A 17,913-nucleotide genomic window follows, 5' to 3' on the forward strand; every position below is an offset into this window, starting at 1 on the left:
GCCCTACACAATCCAAATCCAGCCGCCCCAGATTACCCGTGACCGACGACAACAACGACCCCAACCGCGCCAAGACGCCTTTCGGCCAGCGCCGGGAGCCGCCTGAGGCTGACCTGACCGGTTCGGCGCCTAAAGGCAAGCGTGACGGGCGGTCGCTGTTGTGGGCGGTGCTCAAGTGGACCGCCGTCGCGATGCTGGTGCTGGTCGTCGCTGGCCTGATCGCCGCCGGAGTGGCCTGGAACCACATCAGCAAGACTTACCTGCAGGACCTGCCGCAGGTCCCGACCCGCCAGGAGATCTACGCCTCCACCCGGGCGCCGGCGATCAAGTTCTACGACATGAACGGCCAGTTCCTCGCCTCGCGCGGGCCGCAGTACGGCGAAAACGTGCGGTTGGCGGCCCTGCCCGACTATGTCCCCAAGGCGTTCCTGGCGGCCGAGGATCGGCGCTTCTACCAGCATGGCGCGGTGGATCCCTGGGCGATCGCCCGGGCCGCGCGCGCCAACCAGAAGGCCGGACGCGTCGTCGAAGGCGGCTCGACCATCACCCAGCAGCTCGCCAAAGGCATGTTCCTAAGTCCGGAGCAGAACCTGAAGCGCAAGATCCAGGAGGCGGCGCTCGCCTACAAGCTGGAACAGATGCTGACTAAGGACGAGGTGCTCGAGCTCTATCTCGACCGCATCTACTTCGGGGCCAACACATTTGGCCTGGACGGCGCCTCGCGCACCTATTTCGGCAAGCCCGCCACTCAGCTGAACCTCTCGGAAGCCGCACTGCTGGCCTCGCTGCCCAAGGCCCCGTCGCGGATGGCGCTTCACCGCAACATGGACAAGGCGCTGCAACGCCAGCGCCTGGTGCTCGAGCGGATGCGCGGCGAGAACTGGATCAGCGACGCGGAGATGCGCGCCGCCCTCGCCGCTCCCCCCAAGCTCGCCGCCACCGCCTTGGCCAACGAAGGCGACAACGGCTACCTCATCGACTACGCCCAGGCCGAGGTGCTGCGGATGGTCGGCGAGAATTCGCCCGACCTCAACGTCACCCTGACTGTCGACCCGCGACTGCAGGCGGCCGGCGCCCAGGTGCTGCGAAGGATCATTGAGGTCGACGGCAAGGCCAGCGGCGCCAGCCAGGGCGCGATGATCGCCCTGGATTCGACGGGCGCGATCCGGACCATGGTCGGCGGCGTCGACTACACCAAGAGCGTCTTCAACCGCGCCGTCCAGGCCAAGCGCCAGCCGGGTTCCAGCTTCAAGCCGTTCATCTACGCCGCGGCGCTGGAAAAGGGCGTGCTGCCCACCGACACCCGCGTCGACGAGCCGGTGAAGATCGGCGACTGGGAGCCCAAGAACTACGGCGGCAAGTACGCCGGGACCGTGACGGTCGAGTCCGCCCTCGCGCGCTCGCTCAACACCGTAGCGGTCCAGCTCGGCCAGGAAGTCGGCCCGGCGGCGATCGCCAATCTGGCCGGACGGTTCGGCATCACCACCCTGCCGCCGAACCCGAACCTCTCGGTGTCGCTGGGCGCCTACGAGGTGCCGCTGATCGAGATGACCTCCGCCTACCAGGTGTTCCAGACGGGCGGGAACCGGCTGCGGCCCTACATCGTGGCCCAGATCCAGACCACCGACGGCCAGGTGATCTACACCCACCAGACCTCGTCGCCCGTACCGGCCTACGACATTCACTGGGCCAGCATGATGGTGAAGATGATGCAGAAGGTGGTGACCGCCGGGACCGGGACGCGGGCCAACTTCGGACGGCCGGCGGCGGGCAAGACCGGCACCAGCCAGAACTTCCGCGACGCCTGGTTCATCGGCTTCACGCCGGACTACGTCGCCGGGGTCTGGGTCGGCAACGACGACGACCACCCGATGAACCAGGTCACCGGCGGCCAGGTCGCCGCCGCCATCTGGAAGGATTACATGGTCACGGCCCACATGAACCTGCCGAGCCGCGAGTTCGAATGGCTGCTGCCCGACCCTGAACCGGTCTACGAGGACGACCCGCGCAACGGCTTCTACGAAGGCCTGGCCTACGATTTCGAGACCACCGAGCGTGACGTCGCTCCGCCGCCGCAGCCGATCCCGCAGCTGCCGGTGCCGGACTTCCCCGAACCGGAGCCTGAGCCTGCGCCGAACTGAGGGGTCGCCTCGGCGCGCGGCTCCCTATATGTGCAGGCGCCCATGAAGCCCCCCGTTCTCGCCCTCAAGGACGTCCGCCTCGCCGACGGTCCCAAGATGCTGTTCGACGGCGTCGACCTGGCTGTCGAGCCACGCTCGCGCGCCTGTCTCGTCGGCCGCAACGGCGCGGGCAAGTCGACCTTGCTGAAGATCCTGGCCGGCCAGATCGCCGCCGACGAAGGCGAGCGCACGGTCCAGCCCTCGATCCGCATCGCCTACGTGCCCCAGGAACCGGACATCGGCGGCGAGACCCTGCTCGACTACGTGATCGCCGGCGGCGCCGAGCCGCACCGCGGCGAAGCGGCGCTGGAGCTGTTCGGCATCGACCCGGCCAAGCCCGCCAACGGCCTGTCGGGCGGCGAGATCCGCCGCACCGCCCTGGCCCGCGCGTTCGCCGAGGAACCGGACGTCATCCTGCTGGACGAGCCGACCAACCACCTCGACATCCTGGCCATCGAGACTCTGGAAGCCGAGCTGGCGAACACCCGCGCCGCCCTGGTCATCGTCAGCCACGACCGCGCCTTCCTGGAGCGCGTCACCAACCGCTGCTTCTGGTTGGAACACCGGCGGGTGCGCCGCCTCGAAAAAGGCTTCGCCGCCTTCGACGAGTGGGTCGAGCGCATCCTCGCCGCCGAGGCCGAGGAGGGCCGCCGGCTCGATAAGCAGCTGGAGAAGGAAGAGTACTGGCTGCGCCGCGGCGTCACCGGCCGCCGGGCCCGCAACGAGGGCCGTCGCCGGGCGCTGATGGAGCTGCGCAAGACCAAGGTCGAGCGCATGCGCGAGGTGCGCGGCGACCTGTCGATGGGCCTGGCCTCGTCCGGCCTGTCGGGGCAGCGCGTCGCCGAGGTCAAGAACATCGCCAAGGCGTTCGGCGACCGCACCCTGGTCAAGGATTTCTCGACCCGGATCCTGCGTGGCGACCGCGTCGCCATCGTCGGCCCGAACGGCGCGGGCAAGACCACCCTGGTCAAGCTGCTGCTCGGCGAACTGCCGCCCGACAGCGGTTCGGTGAACCTCGGGGTCAACCTGGAGATCGCCTACATCGACCAGGGCCGCGTCGAACTGAAGCCGGACATGATGCTGCGCGACGTGCTGACGCCGCTGGGCGGCGACCAGGTCATGGTGCGCGGCCAGCCCAAGCACGTGGCCGCCTACGCCAAGGAGTTCCTGTTCACCGACAACCAGCTGCGCCAACCGGTCCGCAGCCTGTCGGGCGGCGAGCGCAACCGCCTGCTGCTGGCCCGGGCCCTGGCCACGCCGGCCAACCTGCTGGTGCTGGACGAGCCGACCAACGACCTCGACATGGACACGCTCGACCTGCTGGAGGACTTGCTGGCCGACTACGAGGGCACGCTGATCCTGGTCAGCCACGACCGCGACTTCGTCGACCGGCTGGCGACCTCGACCATCGCCCTGGACGGTCACGGCAAGGTCGTCGAGACCCCCGGCGGCTGGCAGGACTTCCTCTCGCAGAACCCGGGCTTCTTCAAATCCGTCGCCGATGGCGCAGCCCAGACGTCCGCCGCGCCGAAGCCGGCCCCCGCCCCGCGCGCCGAGCCGCCCAAGCCCAGCAAGCTGTCCTACAAGGACCAGCGCCGCCTGCAGGAACTGGACGCGGCCATCGCCGCCCTTCCGGGCAAGATCGCCAAGCTCGAAACCGACATGGCCGATCCGAACCTCTACACCCGCGACCCGGCTGGCTTCGCCAAGCTGAACGCTGCGCTGGAAGCGGCCCGCCAGGAGCTCTCGGCGTCCGAGGAAGAGTGGCTGGAACTGGAAGAGCGCCGCGAGGCCTTGGCCCGCTAGCGGATGAAGCAGTCGCCCTTAAGGCCGTTGCAGAACGCCTGAGCTTCGGCACGGGTCTGGAACCCGGTCACCAGCGCCCGGTGGAAGGTCTTGCCGTCGACCACGACGCTGCGCACGGCGGTGGTAAGCGGCGGCCTCACCTTGCCCTTGATCTTGGCCAGGGCCTCGCGGGCCTGCGGCTCGCTGGCCGCGGCGGCGATCTGTACGGCGACCTTGCCGGCGGTCTTCGGCTTTGAAGCCGGGGGCGGGGCGCGGGCTGGGGTCGGCGCAGGTCGAGCGGCGCCTTCGCGCACCGCCGCCGGGGTCAATGGCCGCAGGTCGAGCGCCGGCTGCGACGCCGCTTCCACCGATGCGGCTGCGGGCGGAGTCGCCGGAACGGCAGCGAGCACCGCGCTCGCCGGCCGTATCCGACGCGCCTCGACCGACGTGCGCATCGGCGCTTCTTCGGTGGGAACCGGCGGTCCGGCCGGCGGGCTCGGCGGAAGCTCGACGATCACCGCCGGCGCGCCCTTGGCAGGCTTGGCGGACTTGGCCGGCGTGGCCTTCGGCGCGGGCTTGGCCGGTGCGGGCTTTTCCGACACGGGCGGCGCCGCCGCCATCTGCGGCGCCGGTCCGCAGACCGCGCGGATCACCTGCGCCAGGTAGGCGTCCGGCGAGGGCTGCACCCAGCCGCCCGGAACATGGCGATTGATCGCCACGCCCTTGGCCTGCGGTTCGGTGAAGACGGTCATCTTGACCACCATGTCCCGCCGCCGCACGCAATCGACGTTCACGGTCGAGCGCATGGAGCGGTAGCCGATCACACGCTCGGCTTCGTCCGAGATGACCTCCCCCTGCAGGACGACGCCCTCGAACACGCCGCCGCCCTCGCTCGGCGTCCCGCGGTTGCGGATCGCCACCACGAGGTCCGACTTGGCATAGACCACTGAGGAAGCTGGGAGACCGCTGGCGGCGACCGCACGGCGTTCGCGTGGGTTGAGCGCGCCATCGCTCATGTCGGCGTACGCGCCATGGGCCAGCGCCAGCGCCGCCAGCGTCACTCCCCATCCGAACCGCGCGCGCACCCAACCGCTCCCTGCTTCGCAACCTCGACCTGCAGGAGGTCGCATAGTTCGTCGTCCGGCAATAGGGTTAGCGCCATCGCGCCTTCCGCGGCCCAATCCTGTGGATCGCCGCGCAACCCTTGCCCGCGCAGAGGCTCGGCGCGGCGCGCTCCCCGGTTTAGCACAACTTATTAACCATTTCACCGAAGGTCGTGCACAGGCCCAAGGCGCGCAAAAGTTGCACGCCAGCAGCGCCGGTGAGACCGTCACGAGGCCGAGGGGAACTGCGGCGCGGGCGAACGGGGGACCAGTTCGCCGAGCGGGCGGACGGCGAGGATCGGAACCAGGGCGACCCGGAACCTCTCCTCCAGAGACGTCAGGACAACGACGGAACCCGGTGGGGAACCCCCACGCCACGTCGTCCCGGGGTCGAGCTCGAGGCATGGATCCCAGGGGGATCTGGATGAGGGGGCGACGCTGCGGGTGACTGCAGCGTCGCCCTCTTGCTATCGGCGTCGCCCATTTTCCGGGCGCCTGCGACATACCGTCCCGCTCCGCGCGCGCCTTAAGCGTTTGGTGTCCACAGCGGGCGCAGCATCGCCTGGACGCGCGGGAAACCCATGACGGCTCGGACCTGGTTCTACAATCTGGCGCTCGCCAGCGGCGTGGCTGTGGCCTACGGCGCCAGCATGGCGTTCAGCCTGAACCTGACCCGCGAGGGCGGCGGCATCGCCACGATCTGGCTGGCCGGCGGCATTCTTGCGGCCGGCTTCCTGTTGCTGCCCCGGCGCTGGGGTCTGGCCGCGGCCGTCGCGTGCTTCGCCGTGCAGTTCGCCTACAACCTGGTGGTCGGCAATCCCCTCGTCGCGGCGGCGACTTTCCCGGCGCTGACCATCGGGGAAGCCGCCGCCACCGCGTGGTTGGCGCGGAAGGTCTGCGGCGAGACCATGCGGCTGACCAGCATGACCCGGGTGGCGCGCCTGCTGCTGCTGGCCGTCGCGCCGGCCGCCGGCCTGACCGCGATCCTCGCGGCCGACGTCTTCACCCTCTACGGCCGCAGCTTCAACACCGTCCTTTCGGGCTGGTTCTACGGTCACGCCCTGGGCATGGCGATCATGCTGCCGGCCTGCCTGATGGTCGTGCGCCCGGACATGGTCCGCGATTTCCGCCGCTCGCCGGTTGAGCAGCTCTGCCTCTACGGCCTGGTCGCGGCGATGAGTTTCGTCAGCGTCCTGCCCCTGCGTTTCCCGCTGCCGCTGCTGCTGTTCCCGCTCATGGCCCTGCTCGCCTTCCGGCTGGGACCGCGCGGCGCGGCGGTGGGCGCGATGATCATGGCCGTGGTGCTGTCGAGCCTGATCGTCACTCTGCCCGGGGCGCCGATCGGCGCGACCTGGAGCCTGGCCGAGCGGACCCGCAGCCTGCAGTTCCTGATCGCCATCAACTTCTTCACCAGCCTGGCCACCGCGATGGTGATCGCCGACCAGAAGCGGATGAAGCGGCTGTGGGCCAGCCGCACGCGCATCGCCCGCGCCGCCCAGAGCCGGGCGATGGCCGCGGGTCAGGCCAAGACCGAATTCCTGGCCACGATGAGCCATGAAATCCGCACCCCGATGAGCTCGATCGTCGGCTTCACGGAAGTGCTGCTCAAGCGCGACGACCTGCCCGAACCGGCCCGCCGCCAGCTGGCGTTGATCGACCGTGCCGGCGCCTCGCTGCTGACCGTGGTCAACGACATCCTCGACTTCTCAAAGGTCGAGGCCGGCGAAGTCGAACTGTCGCCCGCGCCGATCAGCCCGCGCAGCGTCGCCCAGGACGCCCTGGCCATCGTCGCCGAGGCCGCCCGCCGCAAGGGCCTCGACCTGCAGCTCGGCTTCATCGGTCCGGTCGAAGCGCCGGTGATGCTCGACGACCTGCGGGTGCGGCAAATCCTGCTCAACCTGCTGTCCAACGCCATCAAGTTCACGGACCAGGGACGCGTGCGCCTCGACCTCCAGGCCATCGAGACGGCCGAAGGCATGCTGTTGCGCTTCCGCGTCACCGACACCGGCCCAGGCGTCCCGTCGGAACAGGCCGTGCGTTTGTTCAAGCGCTTCAGCCAAGGCGACTCCTCGGTCAGCCGCACCCACGGCGGCACCGGGCTGGGCCTGGCGATCTGTCGCGGCCTGACGGAACTGATGGGCGGCAAGATCGGTGTCGAGAGCAAGCCGGGCGCCGGCGCGACCTTCTGGTTCGAACTCCCGGCCCAACGCGCGGCCGGCGGGGTGCGCGAGGTCGCCGAGTCCCAGGCCGCCGCCCCGCTCGCCGCCCGCGTGCTGCTGGTGGACGACCACCCGATGAACCGCGAGCTCGGGGCCACGGTGCTCGGCCTGCTCGGCTGCGAGGTGATCCTGGCGGAGAACGGCGAGGAGGCGGTGGCCGCCGCCAAGACCAGCGGCTGCGACCTGATCCTGATGGACGTGCACATGCCGCGCATGGACGGCCTGGAGGCGACGCGCGCCATCCGCGCCCTGGGCGGCGCCTGCGCCGGCGTGCCGATCATCGCCATGAGCGCCGACGTGATGCCGGAGATGGAAGCCGCCTGCCTGCGCGCCGGGATGAACGTGGCGGTCGGCAAGCCCATCCAGATCCAGGCCCTGCACGATGTCCTCACCCGCTGGTTGGGCGAGGCCGGCGGCGTCGCCGCGGCCTGAACTTTAGCGTCGCGCGGCCTTGGAACGGCGCGCGCCTGCGCTTAGGCTCCCCGCGCTGAAAGTTGGGGAAGTCGATGAAACTCCTGCGCCTCGCCGCCGTCGCGCTCGCGGCCCTCGTCTGCGCCTGTTCTCCTAGCCAGAAGGACGAGGCGGCCAAGGCCCCCGACGGGCGCACCACCATCCGTTTCGCGACCGACTGGCGCGCCCAGGCCGAACAGGGCGGTTTCTACCAGGCCGTGGCGACCGGCGAGTACGCCAAGCGCGGCCTGGACGTGCAGATCGTGCAGGGCGGGCCCGGCGTGAACGTGCCGCAGCTGCTGGCCTCCGGCGCGGTCGAGGCGGGCATGGGCTCCAACAGCTTCATCGTCATGAACCTCGCCAAGGAGAAGATCCCGGTGAAGGCCGTGGCGGCGATGATGCAGAAGGACCCGCAGGTCCTGATCGCCCATCCCGACCAGGGCCTGGAAAAAATCGCCGACCTCAAGGGCCGCCCGATCCTGCTGTCCGACGCCTCGGTCACCGCCTTCTGGGTGTGGCTGAAGTCGAAGTACGGCTTCACCGACGACCAGGTGCGCAAGTACACCTTCAACGCCGCCCCGTTCCTGGCCGACAATCGCGTGGTCCAGCAGGGCTATGTCACCTCCGAGCCCTACACCATCGAGAAGCAGGCCGGCCTGAAGCCGAAGGTCTTCCTGCTTGCCGACGAGGGCTATCCCGGCTACGCGACCATGGTCCTGGTTCCCGACAGCCTGATCGCCAAGAACCCCGCCGCCGTGAAGGCTTTCGTCGAGGGGTCGGCCGCCGGCTGGAAGAGCTACCTCTACGGCGACGCCGCGCCCGGCGACGCGCTGATCCGCAAGGACAACCCGGAAATGACTCAGGACGTCCTCGACCAGGCGCGCGAGAAGCTGAAGTCGTACGGCATCGTCGACTCCGGCGACGCCCAGGCCGGCGGCGTCGGCGTCATGACCGACGCCCGCTGGGCCGAGTTCTTCAACGTCGCGTCCAGCCAGGGGGTCTACCCCAAGGACATGGACTACAAGAGCGCCTACACGCTGCAGTTCGTGACGCCGGCCGCGAAGTAGTCCGAGGTGCGCGCTCCCGTTCTGACGTTGAAACGGGCTAGGTCTCTGCGCCGACGAATGACGGAGCCCGAAGTGATGCTGTGGTCGCGGCTACGGCGTCGACGCACGGGCGACGCGGTGTTTCGTCGTCAGCATCCGATCGGGCCTTACATCCTCGACTTCTTCTGCCCAGCGGCGCGACTCGCGGTCGAGATCGACGGGCACCTGCATGGCGAGGACGCACAGCGCGCCCACGACGTCCAACGCGACGGCTGGCTCGGCGCCGAGGGCATTACGGTTCACCGCATCACGGCCTCATCCGTGTACGAAGACGTAGACGACGTCGCCGACGGCTTGCGCCGGCTCGCCGCCGATCGTGTTGGAGCGCTTCATTGACGATGCATTCGCGATTTCCTCCCCCGTTCACGGGGGAGGGGGACCGGCGTAGCCGGTGGAGGGGGCGGCGGGCGTTGAGATTGGGGCTTGCCCCCTCCACCGCTCTTCGGGCGGTCCCCCTCCCCCGCTACGCAGGGGAGGAAAAGGCGTGACCCTCGCGGCGCTGAAGGACGTCGAGGTCGACTATCCGGGGCGTGGCCGGGCGCTGGGGCCGATTAACCTGAGCGTCGAAGCCGGGGAGATCCTGGCGCTGGTCGGGCCGTCGGGCTGCGGCAAGTCCACTGCCCTGCGTCTGCTGGCCGGTCTCGAGGGCCCGACCCGCGGGACGCTCGAGCGCACGCCAGGGCGCGGCGAGACGGCGGTGGTGTTCCAGGCCCCCACGCTGGCCCCCTGGCTGACCGCCCAGGCCAACGTCGCCCTGCCGCTCGAACTGAGCGGGACGCCGACCGAGGAGGCGCGTCGGCGCGCACGCGAAGCGCTGGGGCGCGTGGGTCTGTCCGGCGCCGAGACCGCGCGGCCGGCGACGCTGTCGGGCGGCATGGCGATGCGCGCCTCACTGGCCCGGGCCATGGTCACCGAACCACGCCTGCTGTTGCTCGACGAACCCTTCGCGGCCCTGGACGAGATCACCCGCCGCACTTTGGCCGACGACGTCCTGAGCCTCTGGGACGCGTCGCGACCGGCGATCGTCTTCGTGACGCACAACGTCGAGGAGGCCGTCTACATGGCCGACCGCGTGGCGGTGCTGACCCGCGGGCCGGGGCGGCTCGCCGGCGTCGCCAAGATCGACGCGCCGCTGCCGCGCCCACAGGGCTTCCGCACCTCGGAAGTCTTCCGCGCCGCGGTAGAACAGGTGTCAGGCCTGCTGGCCCAGGGCATGGAGGCGGCCCGATGAGCCGCATTCTCGCCCCCCTGGCGCTCGTCGCCGTGCTGTTGGCGGCCTGGGAGATCGCCGTCCGGGCGATGGGGATTCCGGCCTACTTCCTGCCGCCGCCCTCGGGAGTCGCGATCGCCCTGGTCGAGAACCTGCCCAGTCTGGCGGCCGCGGCCTGGGTCACGCTGTCGACGGCGCTGATCGCCCTCGTCGTCGCCAGCCTCGTCGCCGTCGGCCTGGCGGTGATCGTGGGCCTCAATCCGCTGCTGGAGGCCGCCGTTCGGCCGCTGGCCTCCGTGCTGCAGGTGACCCCGGTCGTGGCCATCGCCCCGCTGGTGCTGATCTGGGCCGGCATCGATCATCCCGAGCGCGCAATCATCGCCCTGGCCGTGCTGGTGGCGTTCTTCCCGATCTTCTCCGGCGCCGTGACCGGCCTGCGGGCCGCCGATCCGGACTTGGAGCGCCTGTTTGATCTCTATGGCGCCGGCCGATGGCAGCGGGTCATGCGGCTGCGCCTGCCGTCGGCCGTGCCGTTCCTGCTGGAAGGCCACAAGGTCGGCGCCGGCCTGGCGATCATCGGGGCCGTGGTCGCCGAGTTCGGCGCCGGGTCGGGCGGCGTGCGCGGACTGGCCTGGCAGATCCTCGACGCCGGCAACAAGCTGCAGACCGCGCGGATGATCGCGGCCTTGGTGGTGCTGGGGCTGATGGGCGTGGCGCTGCACGCGCTGCTCGACCGGGCCGAGCGGGTCGGCCTCACATGGTGGCGCGGGCGTTAAGCTCAGCCGTTAGGCGAGCTTTAAGCGGCTCGCGGTTAACGATGGCGGCATGCGCGCCGTTCTCGCCATCATCGTCGGCCTCGCCTGCCCGCTGACCGCCGCGGCTCAGACCGCCGGCGACCGCTATGGGCCGGCCCCCGCCGCGCGACCAAGCCAGGTCGCCGCCGCAACCTATCAAGGCCCCATGCTGAGTTGGGCCAACAAGCGGCCGCTCGTCAAGAACGCTGCGGTCGCGCCCGCCTCGAGCCCCCAGCAGCCAGCCTACACGCCCTTTACGCCGCAGGTTCCCCTGCCGCTGCAGCCCCGCGCCGCCGCGCCGGCTCCGCAGGTCCAGCGGTCTCAGGTCCAGACGCCTCAGGTCCAGGCGCCGCAGGTCCGGCCCCAGGCCCAAACCACCGCCAAGGCTCCGCCGGCCAGCATCTATAGCGAGCCGCCGCCCTCCGGACGCGCGCCTGCGCAGCCGCAACCGGCACCGCCGCAAGCGCCGCCTCCTCCGCAGGCGCAAACCGCGCGGCCCGCCGCTTCACCGCGCCCGGCTCAGCAAGTTCAAGCCCAACCTCAGTCGGCTCAGCCTCGGGCTCAGGCTCAGGTCCCGCCCCAGGCACAGGTTTCGGCCCCGCAGGCGCGGCCGCCCCAGCGCGTCGCCGCTCTGGTGCAGCCCGGCATGGGCGGCGCGCCCCGCCTCTACTCCGTGCATCGCGGCTACGGCATGACGCCCGACGCGATCCCCGAGCCCCCGGCCGGTAATCGCTATGTGCTGATCGGCCCGCCCGACGCGCCGCCGAGCGCCAAGACCGACGACGACGATGCGCCGGACGCCCGTCCGGGCGCCTTCTGAAGAAGACGCTTACATGGCCCGCAGCAAGCTTCACGACCTGATCGAGATGGCCAAGGAGCCGTCCAGCGAACGCCGGCGCGAGCTGCTGCGCGGGGTCACCGACCTGTTCTTCACCAGCGACGATGTGCGCGGCGGCGAGGAGCTGGAGCTGTTCGACGACGTGCTCAGCCAGCTGGCCGGCGAGATGGAAGAGGCCGTGCGCGGCGAACTGGCGCAGCGCATGTCGAGCGCCGCCAGCCCGCCGCGGGGGCTGCTGCGCGACCTGGCCCGCGACGTCTCGATCGACGTCGCCCGGCCGGTGCTGGAAAACTCCCGGGCGCTGACCGACGACGACCTGCTGTCGGTGGCCCGGACCCGCGGCCAGGACCACCTGCGCGCCATCTCGCAACGGCCGACCGTGTCCGAGGCGGTGTCCGAGGCCATCGTCGAGCGCGGCGACGACGCCACCCTGGGGGTGCTGCTAGCTAACGAAGGCGCGGCGATGTCGCGCGAGGTGCAGGAAATGGTCGTCGACCGCGCGGTCGAAAACCCGGCGCTGCACGAGGCCGTGGTCACCCGCAAGTCGCTGCCGGTCGACCTCCTGAACGAGATGTACTTCGTCGTCGAGGCGCGGCTGCGCGGCGAAATCCTGGCCCGCAACGAGTCGGTCGATCCGGCCCAGCTGGACGCCGCCCTGGCCGCCGGCCGCAAACAGCTGGCGTTCCGCGATGGCGCCCTGCCCTCCGACTACGCCGACGCCGAAAAGCAGATCCGCGTCCTGCGCCTGCGCGGGGCGATCACGCCCCAGGTGCTGGCCGGCTTCCTGCGCGCGAGAGAGACCACCAAGTTCCTGGTGGCGCTCAGCGAACTCGCCGACATCGACTTCCACACCGCCCGCCGGATCCTGGAGCGCCGCGAACTCGACGCCCTGTCCATCGTCTGCAAGGCGGCCGGATTCGAGCGCTCGCTGTACCTGACCTTCGCGGTGCTGATCCTCGACCGCGACGCCAACGCCATGGGCCGCGCGCGCGAGTACGGCGAACTCTACGAGAACCTCCCCCGTGAGGCCGCCCAGCGCACGATCCGCTTCTGGCGGATGCGCCGCAAGGCCGGCGACATGGCCGCCGCCTAGCGGGCCGGCGGCGCCTCGGCCGGGAACTCGTAACGGATCGGAATCCGCACTCGGCCGCCCACAGTCGGGAGGCCTTCCGCGGTCCAAGGCCTGGCCTGGAACGCGCCGGCCAAGGCCAACGCTGCTTCGCCAAATCCCAAGCCGCCCGGCTCCTCGCTCTGGGTCGCGCAGCCAGCCAGCTGCCCACCTTCCACAACATCGCAGGCTATGACGACGCGAGCCGCGCCGACGTTCGCCTTCATCGCCGCGGCCGGATATCCGGCGATGACTTGATCGCCGGTCGGGAGGGCCGCCCATTGCGGCCGCCCGATCACGCGCTTGCCGGCGTCCAGCATGTCGATGTCGAACGTGAACGGGATCATGGTCCAGATCCCCTCCGTCTTGCGTCCATCAGCCAGCACCGAGGGGCCGACGAAGCTCTCCGACAACCGTCGAGCGGCGGCCGCAAATCCTTGCCCCTTTGGCTCTTCGACGGTCGTTTGGCAGGCCGTCAACCTGCCTTCCCGCTTGAAGCGGCAGGTCAAGGTGGCGCGACCCTCGGTGCGATTCTCACGAGCCACCTGGGGATAGGCGGCCACCACCTCCGAGTAGCTCGGCGCCGCGACCCAAGAGACGTTGCTGAGCGCCTGGAGGCGCGTGGGCTCATTCTGCTCAGGCAGTCGAGCGCTCGATGACGCGGGCATCTTGAAGTTGATTGGAATGCGGACCGTGCTCACCACCGGCCGGCCGTCGGTCATAGCCGGCTGCATCAGGAACTGGGGCGTAAGCGCCAGGGCCGCGAGCCCGAATCCCTGTCCTTCCGGCGTCTCACTGTCGACGGCGCAGCCAAACAGCGCGCCTTGCTCGCTGACACGGCAAACCAAGATCGCCTGGCCGCTCACATTGTTGATCCAGGCACGCCTTGGGAAGACGCTCAGAAGCTCTTCGGCCGACGGCATTCTCAACCAATCGGCGACCGTTTCACCAGCCTGCGCCGCGCCAGAGGACATCGCGAGACCGATGAGCCCCGCAGTCACCAGAATCCTGTTCATGTCGCCCCCCGCCGCACGACGATATGCTGACGTCGAGCGTTGCGGGTTGCAACCCTTGCTAGTAGTGCGTGCGCGCGGAAGCACCCGCGTTCGACAGCCGCTCCAGCGCGTCGGCGGCGATGACGCTCAGCGAGCGCAGGCCAAGTTCTCCGAACACGTCGAGGGCGGCGTTCAACGCCATGGCCGCGCTCGCCCGCTCACCGCGGTCAAGACCGGTGATGTCCATGCGCGCTTCATAGAGGCGGGCCAGATTGACCTGCAGCAGCGCCCAGGCGGCCGGTTCGCGCTTGGCCGAAATCGCCGCAAGCTCGATCTTGAAGGCGGCCTCGGCCGCGTCCAGCACGGTGAGGTCGCCCGACAGTTCGGCCGAACGCGCCAGGCACAGCGCCCGGTTCGAGGCTCCGAACGCCCGCAGCGACAGACCCGGCGTGCTCTTCAGCACATGGGCGGCGCGGTCGTAGCAGGTGACGGCCTGTTCGTAGGCGCGCTCCGAAGCGCCCGCCTCGCCCAGCGCCTGCAGGCCCTGGGCCAGCGCCGTCTGCACCCGGGCCCAATCCAGCGGGCTGTGCTCGCGCGACAGTTCGCCGACCACGTCGGCCAAGGCCCCCACCGCCTGGGCCAGCACCTCGACCTCACCGGCGTTCTCGCCCTGCAGCGCCATCGCCTGGCCGCGCAGCGCCGCGGCGCGCGCCCAGCTCAGCGGTTCATAGGCCGCATCCAGCCCCTCGGCGGCGCGCTCGGCCTCCTGCCGTCCGAGCGCCAGGATGTCGTCGTCGCGCAGCCGAGCGCCCCAGCCGATCAGGATGTCGGCCAGCACCAGGCGCGCCTCCACCGCCAGCAGGCGGGCGGCGCGGCAACGCCGGGTCAGGCTCTGCAGGCCGGCGATCGGGGCAGCGAAGCGCAGCGCCACGGCTCGGGCGGCCCGGGCGTCGCCAGTGGCCATCTGCTCGCGCGCCTCGATGGCGGCGATGCCGATGTCGGCCAGCGGGAGCGAGAGCCCGCCCCGCGCCGCGGCGCGGGCCTCACGGAAGGCGACATCGGCCGCCGCGTTCAGTCCCTCGTCGCCGAACAGCTCGGCGCCGAGCATGGCGCAGAACGCCTGCTCGCAGCGGGCGCGGGCCCAGCCGTCGGGCCGGCGTTCACGATCGAAGGCCTCGGCGGCCGCTTCGGCGGTGGCGGCGGCCTTGCGCAGGATGGCGGCGTCGCCCGAGCGGCGGGCCACCTCGCGCCAGACGATCGCGCTCTCCAGGCGTCGCTGGGCTTTATCCTTGGCGCCGACCCGGCCGGCGGCGATGTCGGCCGCGCGGCCCTCTTCGGCGATCATCCGAAGGTCGAGCAATTCCAGCAGCGAGGCGTCGCCGCCGGTCAGCCCGTCGCGGGGGGCGTTCACCGCGTCTGCGCCGAACAGACGCTTCAGCTCTCGACCGAACTCGAACATGCGAAGGCTCCGATCACCTCGCGACGTCTCAACACGGGACGCCTACGGAAGGTTCAGACCGGAAACAGCAAAGCCGGAGCCGACTTCGTAAACAAGTGGTTAACGTGCGGCTTATGGTTAACAATAACTAAATAAAATGTGTTCGGCGCCAGCCGCGTTCTGGCGCCGAACTTGCTTAACGGCTGTTAAGCACGTTCCTTCGAACGCTCGAATCCGATCTTGGGGAAACGCTCGGCGACATAGCCGATTTCCCAGGCGGACTTGGCCAGGAACACCGGCTGGTCGTCGATGTCCGCCCCCATCGCACCCTTGTGCTTGTTCGCGAAGTCCTCGACGTCGGCCTTGGCGCCCGACAGCCAGCGCGCCTCGGCATAGGGCGAGGCCTCGAAGATCACCTCGAGCTGGTACTCGTTGGCCAGACGGTCGGCCATGACCTCGAACTGCAGCTGGCCGACCGCGCCGACGATGAAGTCCGAGCCGATCACCGGCCGGAACAGCTGGGTGACCCCCTCCTCCGCCAGGCCTTCCAGCGCCTTCTTCAAGTGCTTGGCCTTCAGCGGATCCTTGACCCGCACGCGCTGCAGGATTTCCGGCGCGAAGTTCGGCAGGCCGGCGAAGCGCAGCGTCCCGGTCTCCGACAGGCTGTCGCCGACCCGCAGCACCCCGTGGTTAGGAATCCCGATGACGTCGCCGGCGAACGCCTCCTCGGCCAGTTCGCGGTCGGAGGCGAAGAACATGATCGGCGCGTTGACTGAGAGCTGGCGGCCGGTGTTCTGCACCTTCAGCTTCATGCCGCGATTGAACCGGCCCGAAGTCAGCCGCAGGAAGGCGATCCGGTCGCGGTGGTTGGGGTCCATGTTCGCCTGGACCTTGAACACGAAACCGGTGACCTCCTTGTCGCCCGGCGCGACGTGCGTCGGCTCGCCGCCGCGCACGGCGGCCACGGCCTTCGGCGCCGGCGCATAGGCGCCCAGGCCGGCCAGCAGTTGGTCGACGCCGAAGTGGCGCAGCGCCGAGCCGAAGAACACCGGGGTCATGTGGCCTTCCAGGAAGGCCTTGGGGTCGAACGGCTTGGACGCCTCCTGCACGAGCATGGCGTTCTCTTCCAGCTCGGCCTGCTCCTCCGGATCGAGGTAGCTGACGATCGCATTGCCCTTGAAGGCGATGGGGGCCGGATGGCCGTCTTCGGAATCCGAGCCCTTCTTGGCGAAGGGGACGAACTGCTCGTTGCGCAGGTCCAGCATGCCCTTGAAGCGCCCGCCCGAGCCGGCCGGCCAGAACAGCGGGGCCGGATCGAGCGCCAGCTTGGAGGCGATCTCGTCGAGCAGTTCGATCGGATCCTGCGCCTCGCGGTCCATCTTGTTGATGAAGGTCACGATCGGGATGTCGCGCAGGCGGCAGACCTCGAACAGCTTCAGGGTCTGCGGCTCGATGCCCTTGGCGGCGTCCAGCACCATGACCGCGGCGTCGGCCGCCGTCAGAGTGCGATAGGTGTCTTCCGAGAAGTCCTCGTGCCCGGGCGTGTCGAGCAGATTGAACATCAGGCCTTCGTGGTCGAAGGTCATGACGCTGGCCGAGACCGAGATCCCGCGCTCGCGCTCGATCTTCATCCAGTCAGAACGGGTGCGGCGGTTCTCGCCGCGGGCGCGCACGGCCCCGGCCGCCCGGATCGCCCCGCCGGCCAGCAGCAGGTTCTCGGTCAGGGTCGTCTTACCGGCGTCCGGATGGGAGATGATGGCGAAGGTGCGCCGGCGCGCGGCCTCGGCGGCGGGAGAGGTGCTCATGGACGGCGCTTAGCGCAGCGCGGCGCTGGGCGAAAGCCCGCGTTATGCGGCCAGGCGCCGCCAGACCTGGCGATCGGTCCACACGGTGTCCAGCATTCCCTGGTCCTGGCGGCTCGACAGCCGCGCCATCACCTCGAAGTCGACATTGGCGTAGCGCAGGCTCACGTCCTCAGGCGCGCAGCCATAGGCGGGCGCGACGAACAGCGCGGCGTTGATCGAGGGGGCCTTGGCGATGATCAGGGTCGCGAGCCGCCTGGCCCGCTCCGGCCGGTCGAAGTGCAGCAGCGGATCCTCGGCATAGAGCTCCTGCCCCAGCTTGCTGACCACATTGAACGGCAACGCCCGGAACCTGCGACCCGCCATTTTCGGCGAGAGCTTTGCTCCACTCAGGTTCAGGACGACGTCATTCAGCAGGAAGAGCATACCAAGCAAGCGCTCGCGTTCGTGGAACGCTGCTGTGTGCCACGAGCGTGCTTTCGCCCCCGTTGAGAAAGGCGGTGAATCGCGCGCTAACCGCGCCGGTTAGCCTTGTTCGACCGGCTCGATCAGGAAGTGGCGGCCTTCGCGGTCCTCGATCTCCACCACCCAGATATCGGGGTCGATGCGGATCGCGCGTTCGATGTAGCGGTCGAGGTCCGCCTCCTGGTCCGACAGCGCCGGACGCATCCAGACCCGCTCGCCATCGCCGCGGGTGGCTTCGGCATAGAGACGGCTCGTGCCGTCGCCGCGGTTCAGCACCTTGACCAGGACGCTGCCGGCCCGCGCGTCCCCCTTGCGCACCACGACTGCAAAGCCGCCGCCCAGCTCAACGCGGCGGATCAGGGCCGCGACCCAGATGTCGGAAGAAAGCAGCATGGTCGTCGAACGGCGTCTCGATAACGG

15 protein-coding genes are annotated in these 17,913 nt (G+C 69.8%); 9 read left to right on the forward strand and 6 right to left on the reverse strand.

Features of this window, described 5'->3' with window-relative positions:
* Nucleotides 1-38 precede the first annotated feature (38 nt).
* Together pbpC and ACSQ2H_RS16475 are read left to right on the forward strand one after the other, a co-directional pair.
* Complete coding sequence (pbpC, locus tag ACSQ2H_RS16470) at nt 39-2,141, forward strand: multimodular transpeptidase-transglycosylase PbpC (protein WP_436062467.1); 2,103 nt, start codon at nt 39-41, stop codon at nt 2,139-2,141.
* 42 nt (nt 2,142-2,183) lie between these two features.
* Nucleotides 2,184-3,986: an ABC-F family ATP-binding cassette domain-containing protein gene (locus ACSQ2H_RS16475; protein WP_436062468.1), complete on the forward strand. Its 1,803-nt coding sequence runs from the start codon at nt 2,184-2,186 to the stop codon at nt 3,984-3,986.
* Here the strand turns inward: ACSQ2H_RS16475 and ACSQ2H_RS16480 are convergent.
* Nucleotides 3,983-5,050: an SPOR domain-containing protein gene (locus tag ACSQ2H_RS16480; RefSeq protein WP_436062469.1), complete on the reverse strand. Its 1,068-nt coding sequence runs from the start codon at nt 5,048-5,050 to the stop codon at nt 3,983-3,985. The two genes, ACSQ2H_RS16475 and ACSQ2H_RS16480, sit on opposite strands and share 4 nt — an antisense overlap.
* 599 nt (nt 5,051-5,649) lie before the next feature.
* Between ACSQ2H_RS16480 and ACSQ2H_RS16485 the strand changes: the two genes are divergently transcribed.
* The 7 genes from ACSQ2H_RS16485 to ACSQ2H_RS16515 all read left to right on the forward strand — a co-directional run bounded on the left by ACSQ2H_RS16485 (nt 5,650) and on the right by ACSQ2H_RS16515 (nt 12,778).
* Complete coding sequence (locus ACSQ2H_RS16485) at nt 5,650-7,719, forward strand: ATP-binding protein (RefSeq protein ID WP_436062470.1); 2,070 nt, start codon at nt 5,650-5,652, stop codon at nt 7,717-7,719.
* A 74-nt stretch (nt 7,720-7,793) separates the two neighbouring features.
* Nucleotides 7,794-8,804, forward strand: coding sequence for an ABC transporter substrate-binding protein (locus tag ACSQ2H_RS16490; protein ID WP_436062471.1), 1,011 nt, complete (start codon nt 7,794-7,796; stop codon nt 8,802-8,804).
* Between the two features lie 6 nt (nt 8,805-8,810).
* Complete coding sequence (locus ACSQ2H_RS16495) at nt 8,811-9,179, forward strand: endonuclease domain-containing protein (RefSeq protein ID WP_436062472.1); 369 nt, start codon at nt 8,811-8,813, stop codon at nt 9,177-9,179.
* Nucleotides 9,180-9,327: 148 nt separating this feature from the next.
* Complete coding sequence (locus ACSQ2H_RS16500; protein ID WP_436062473.1) at nt 9,328-10,074, forward strand: ABC transporter ATP-binding protein; 747 nt, start codon at nt 9,328-9,330, stop codon at nt 10,072-10,074.
* Nucleotides 10,071-10,829, forward strand: a complete 759-nt coding sequence (locus ACSQ2H_RS16505) for an ABC transporter permease (protein ID WP_436062474.1) — start codon at nt 10,071-10,073, stop codon at nt 10,827-10,829. The genes ACSQ2H_RS16500 and ACSQ2H_RS16505 overlap by 4 nt, the downstream gene beginning before the upstream one ends.
* A 49-nt stretch (nt 10,830-10,878) precedes the next feature.
* The gene (locus ACSQ2H_RS16510) at nt 10,879-11,667 is read left to right on the forward strand and encodes a hypothetical protein (RefSeq protein ID WP_436062475.1); all 789 of its coding nucleotides are present in this window, start codon (nt 10,879-10,881) and stop codon (nt 11,665-11,667) included.
* A 13-nt stretch (nt 11,668-11,680) separates the two neighbouring features.
* On the forward strand, nt 11,681-12,778 hold the full coding sequence (locus ACSQ2H_RS16515) for a DUF2336 domain-containing protein (protein ID WP_436062476.1): 1,098 nt from the start codon (nt 11,681-11,683) through the stop codon (nt 12,776-12,778).
* On the opposite strand, the gene ACSQ2H_RS16520 is transcribed toward ACSQ2H_RS16515, so the two are convergent.
* The 5 genes from ACSQ2H_RS16520 to ACSQ2H_RS16540 form a co-directional block, all read right to left on the reverse strand.
* Nucleotides 12,775-13,809 (reverse strand): energy transducer TonB, encoded by a 1,035-nt coding sequence (locus ACSQ2H_RS16520; RefSeq protein ID WP_436062477.1) that lies wholly within the window; start codon nt 13,807-13,809, stop codon nt 12,775-12,777. The two genes, ACSQ2H_RS16515 and ACSQ2H_RS16520, sit on opposite strands and share 4 nt — an antisense overlap.
* Nucleotides 13,810-13,867: 58 nt before the next feature.
* Nucleotides 13,868-15,247: a hypothetical protein gene (locus tag ACSQ2H_RS16525; protein ID WP_436062478.1), complete on the reverse strand. Its 1,380-nt coding sequence runs from the start codon at nt 15,245-15,247 to the stop codon at nt 13,868-13,870.
* A 185-nt stretch (nt 15,248-15,432) separates the two neighbouring features.
* Nucleotides 15,433-17,031, reverse strand: a complete 1,599-nt coding sequence (locus tag ACSQ2H_RS16530) for a peptide chain release factor 3 (protein WP_436062479.1) — start codon at nt 17,029-17,031, stop codon at nt 15,433-15,435.
* 42 nt (nt 17,032-17,073) lie between these two features.
* Nucleotides 17,074-17,454, reverse strand: a complete 381-nt coding sequence (locus ACSQ2H_RS16535; protein ID WP_436063582.1) for a hypothetical protein — start codon at nt 17,452-17,454, stop codon at nt 17,074-17,076.
* A gap of 99 nt (nt 17,455-17,553) precedes the next feature.
* Nucleotides 17,554-17,886, reverse strand: coding sequence for a DUF1491 family protein (locus tag ACSQ2H_RS16540; protein ID WP_436062480.1), 333 nt, complete (start codon nt 17,884-17,886; stop codon nt 17,554-17,556).
* Nucleotides 17,887-17,913: the final 27 nt, after the last annotated feature.

The sequence above is a fragment of the Phenylobacterium sp. LjRoot97 genome (genome assembly GCF_964254345.1).
Lineage (GTDB): Bacteria > Pseudomonadota > Alphaproteobacteria > Caulobacterales > Caulobacteraceae > Phenylobacterium.

What these genes read in the sequence shown, in the direction of transcription:
- ACSQ2H_RS16515 (WP_436062476.1), top strand. Translation starts at nt 11,681, where the DNA reads ATGGCCCGCAGCAAGCTTCACGACCTGATCGAGATGGCCAAGGAGCCG.
- ACSQ2H_RS16540 (WP_436062480.1), bottom strand. Translation starts at nt 17,886, where the DNA reads ATGCTGCTTTCTTCCGACATCTGGGTCGCGGCCCTGATCCGCCGCGTT.
- ACSQ2H_RS16535 (WP_436063582.1), bottom strand. Translation starts at nt 17,454, where the DNA reads ATGCTCTTCCTGCTGAATGACGTCGTCCTGAACCTGAGTGGAGCAAAG.
- ACSQ2H_RS16485 (WP_436062470.1), top strand. Translation starts at nt 5,650, where the DNA reads ATGACGGCTCGGACCTGGTTCTACAATCTGGCGCTCGCCAGCGGCGTG.
- ACSQ2H_RS16520 (WP_436062477.1), bottom strand. Translation starts at nt 13,809, where the DNA reads ATGAACAGGATTCTGGTGACTGCGGGGCTCATCGGTCTCGCGATGTCC.
- ACSQ2H_RS16505 (WP_436062474.1), top strand. Translation starts at nt 10,071, where the DNA reads ATGAGCCGCATTCTCGCCCCCCTGGCGCTCGTCGCCGTGCTGTTGGCG.
- ACSQ2H_RS16490 (WP_436062471.1), top strand. Translation starts at nt 7,794, where the DNA reads ATGAAACTCCTGCGCCTCGCCGCCGTCGCGCTCGCGGCCCTCGTCTGC.
- ACSQ2H_RS16530 (WP_436062479.1), bottom strand. Translation starts at nt 17,031, where the DNA reads ATGAGCACCTCTCCCGCCGCCGAGGCCGCGCGCCGGCGCACCTTCGCC.
- ACSQ2H_RS16475 (WP_436062468.1), top strand. Translation starts at nt 2,184, where the DNA reads ATGAAGCCCCCCGTTCTCGCCCTCAAGGACGTCCGCCTCGCCGACGGT.
- ACSQ2H_RS16525 (WP_436062478.1), bottom strand. Translation starts at nt 15,247, where the DNA reads ATGTTCGAGTTCGGTCGAGAGCTGAAGCGTCTGTTCGGCGCAGACGCG.
- ACSQ2H_RS16510 (WP_436062475.1), top strand. Translation starts at nt 10,879, where the DNA reads ATGCGCGCCGTTCTCGCCATCATCGTCGGCCTCGCCTGCCCGCTGACC.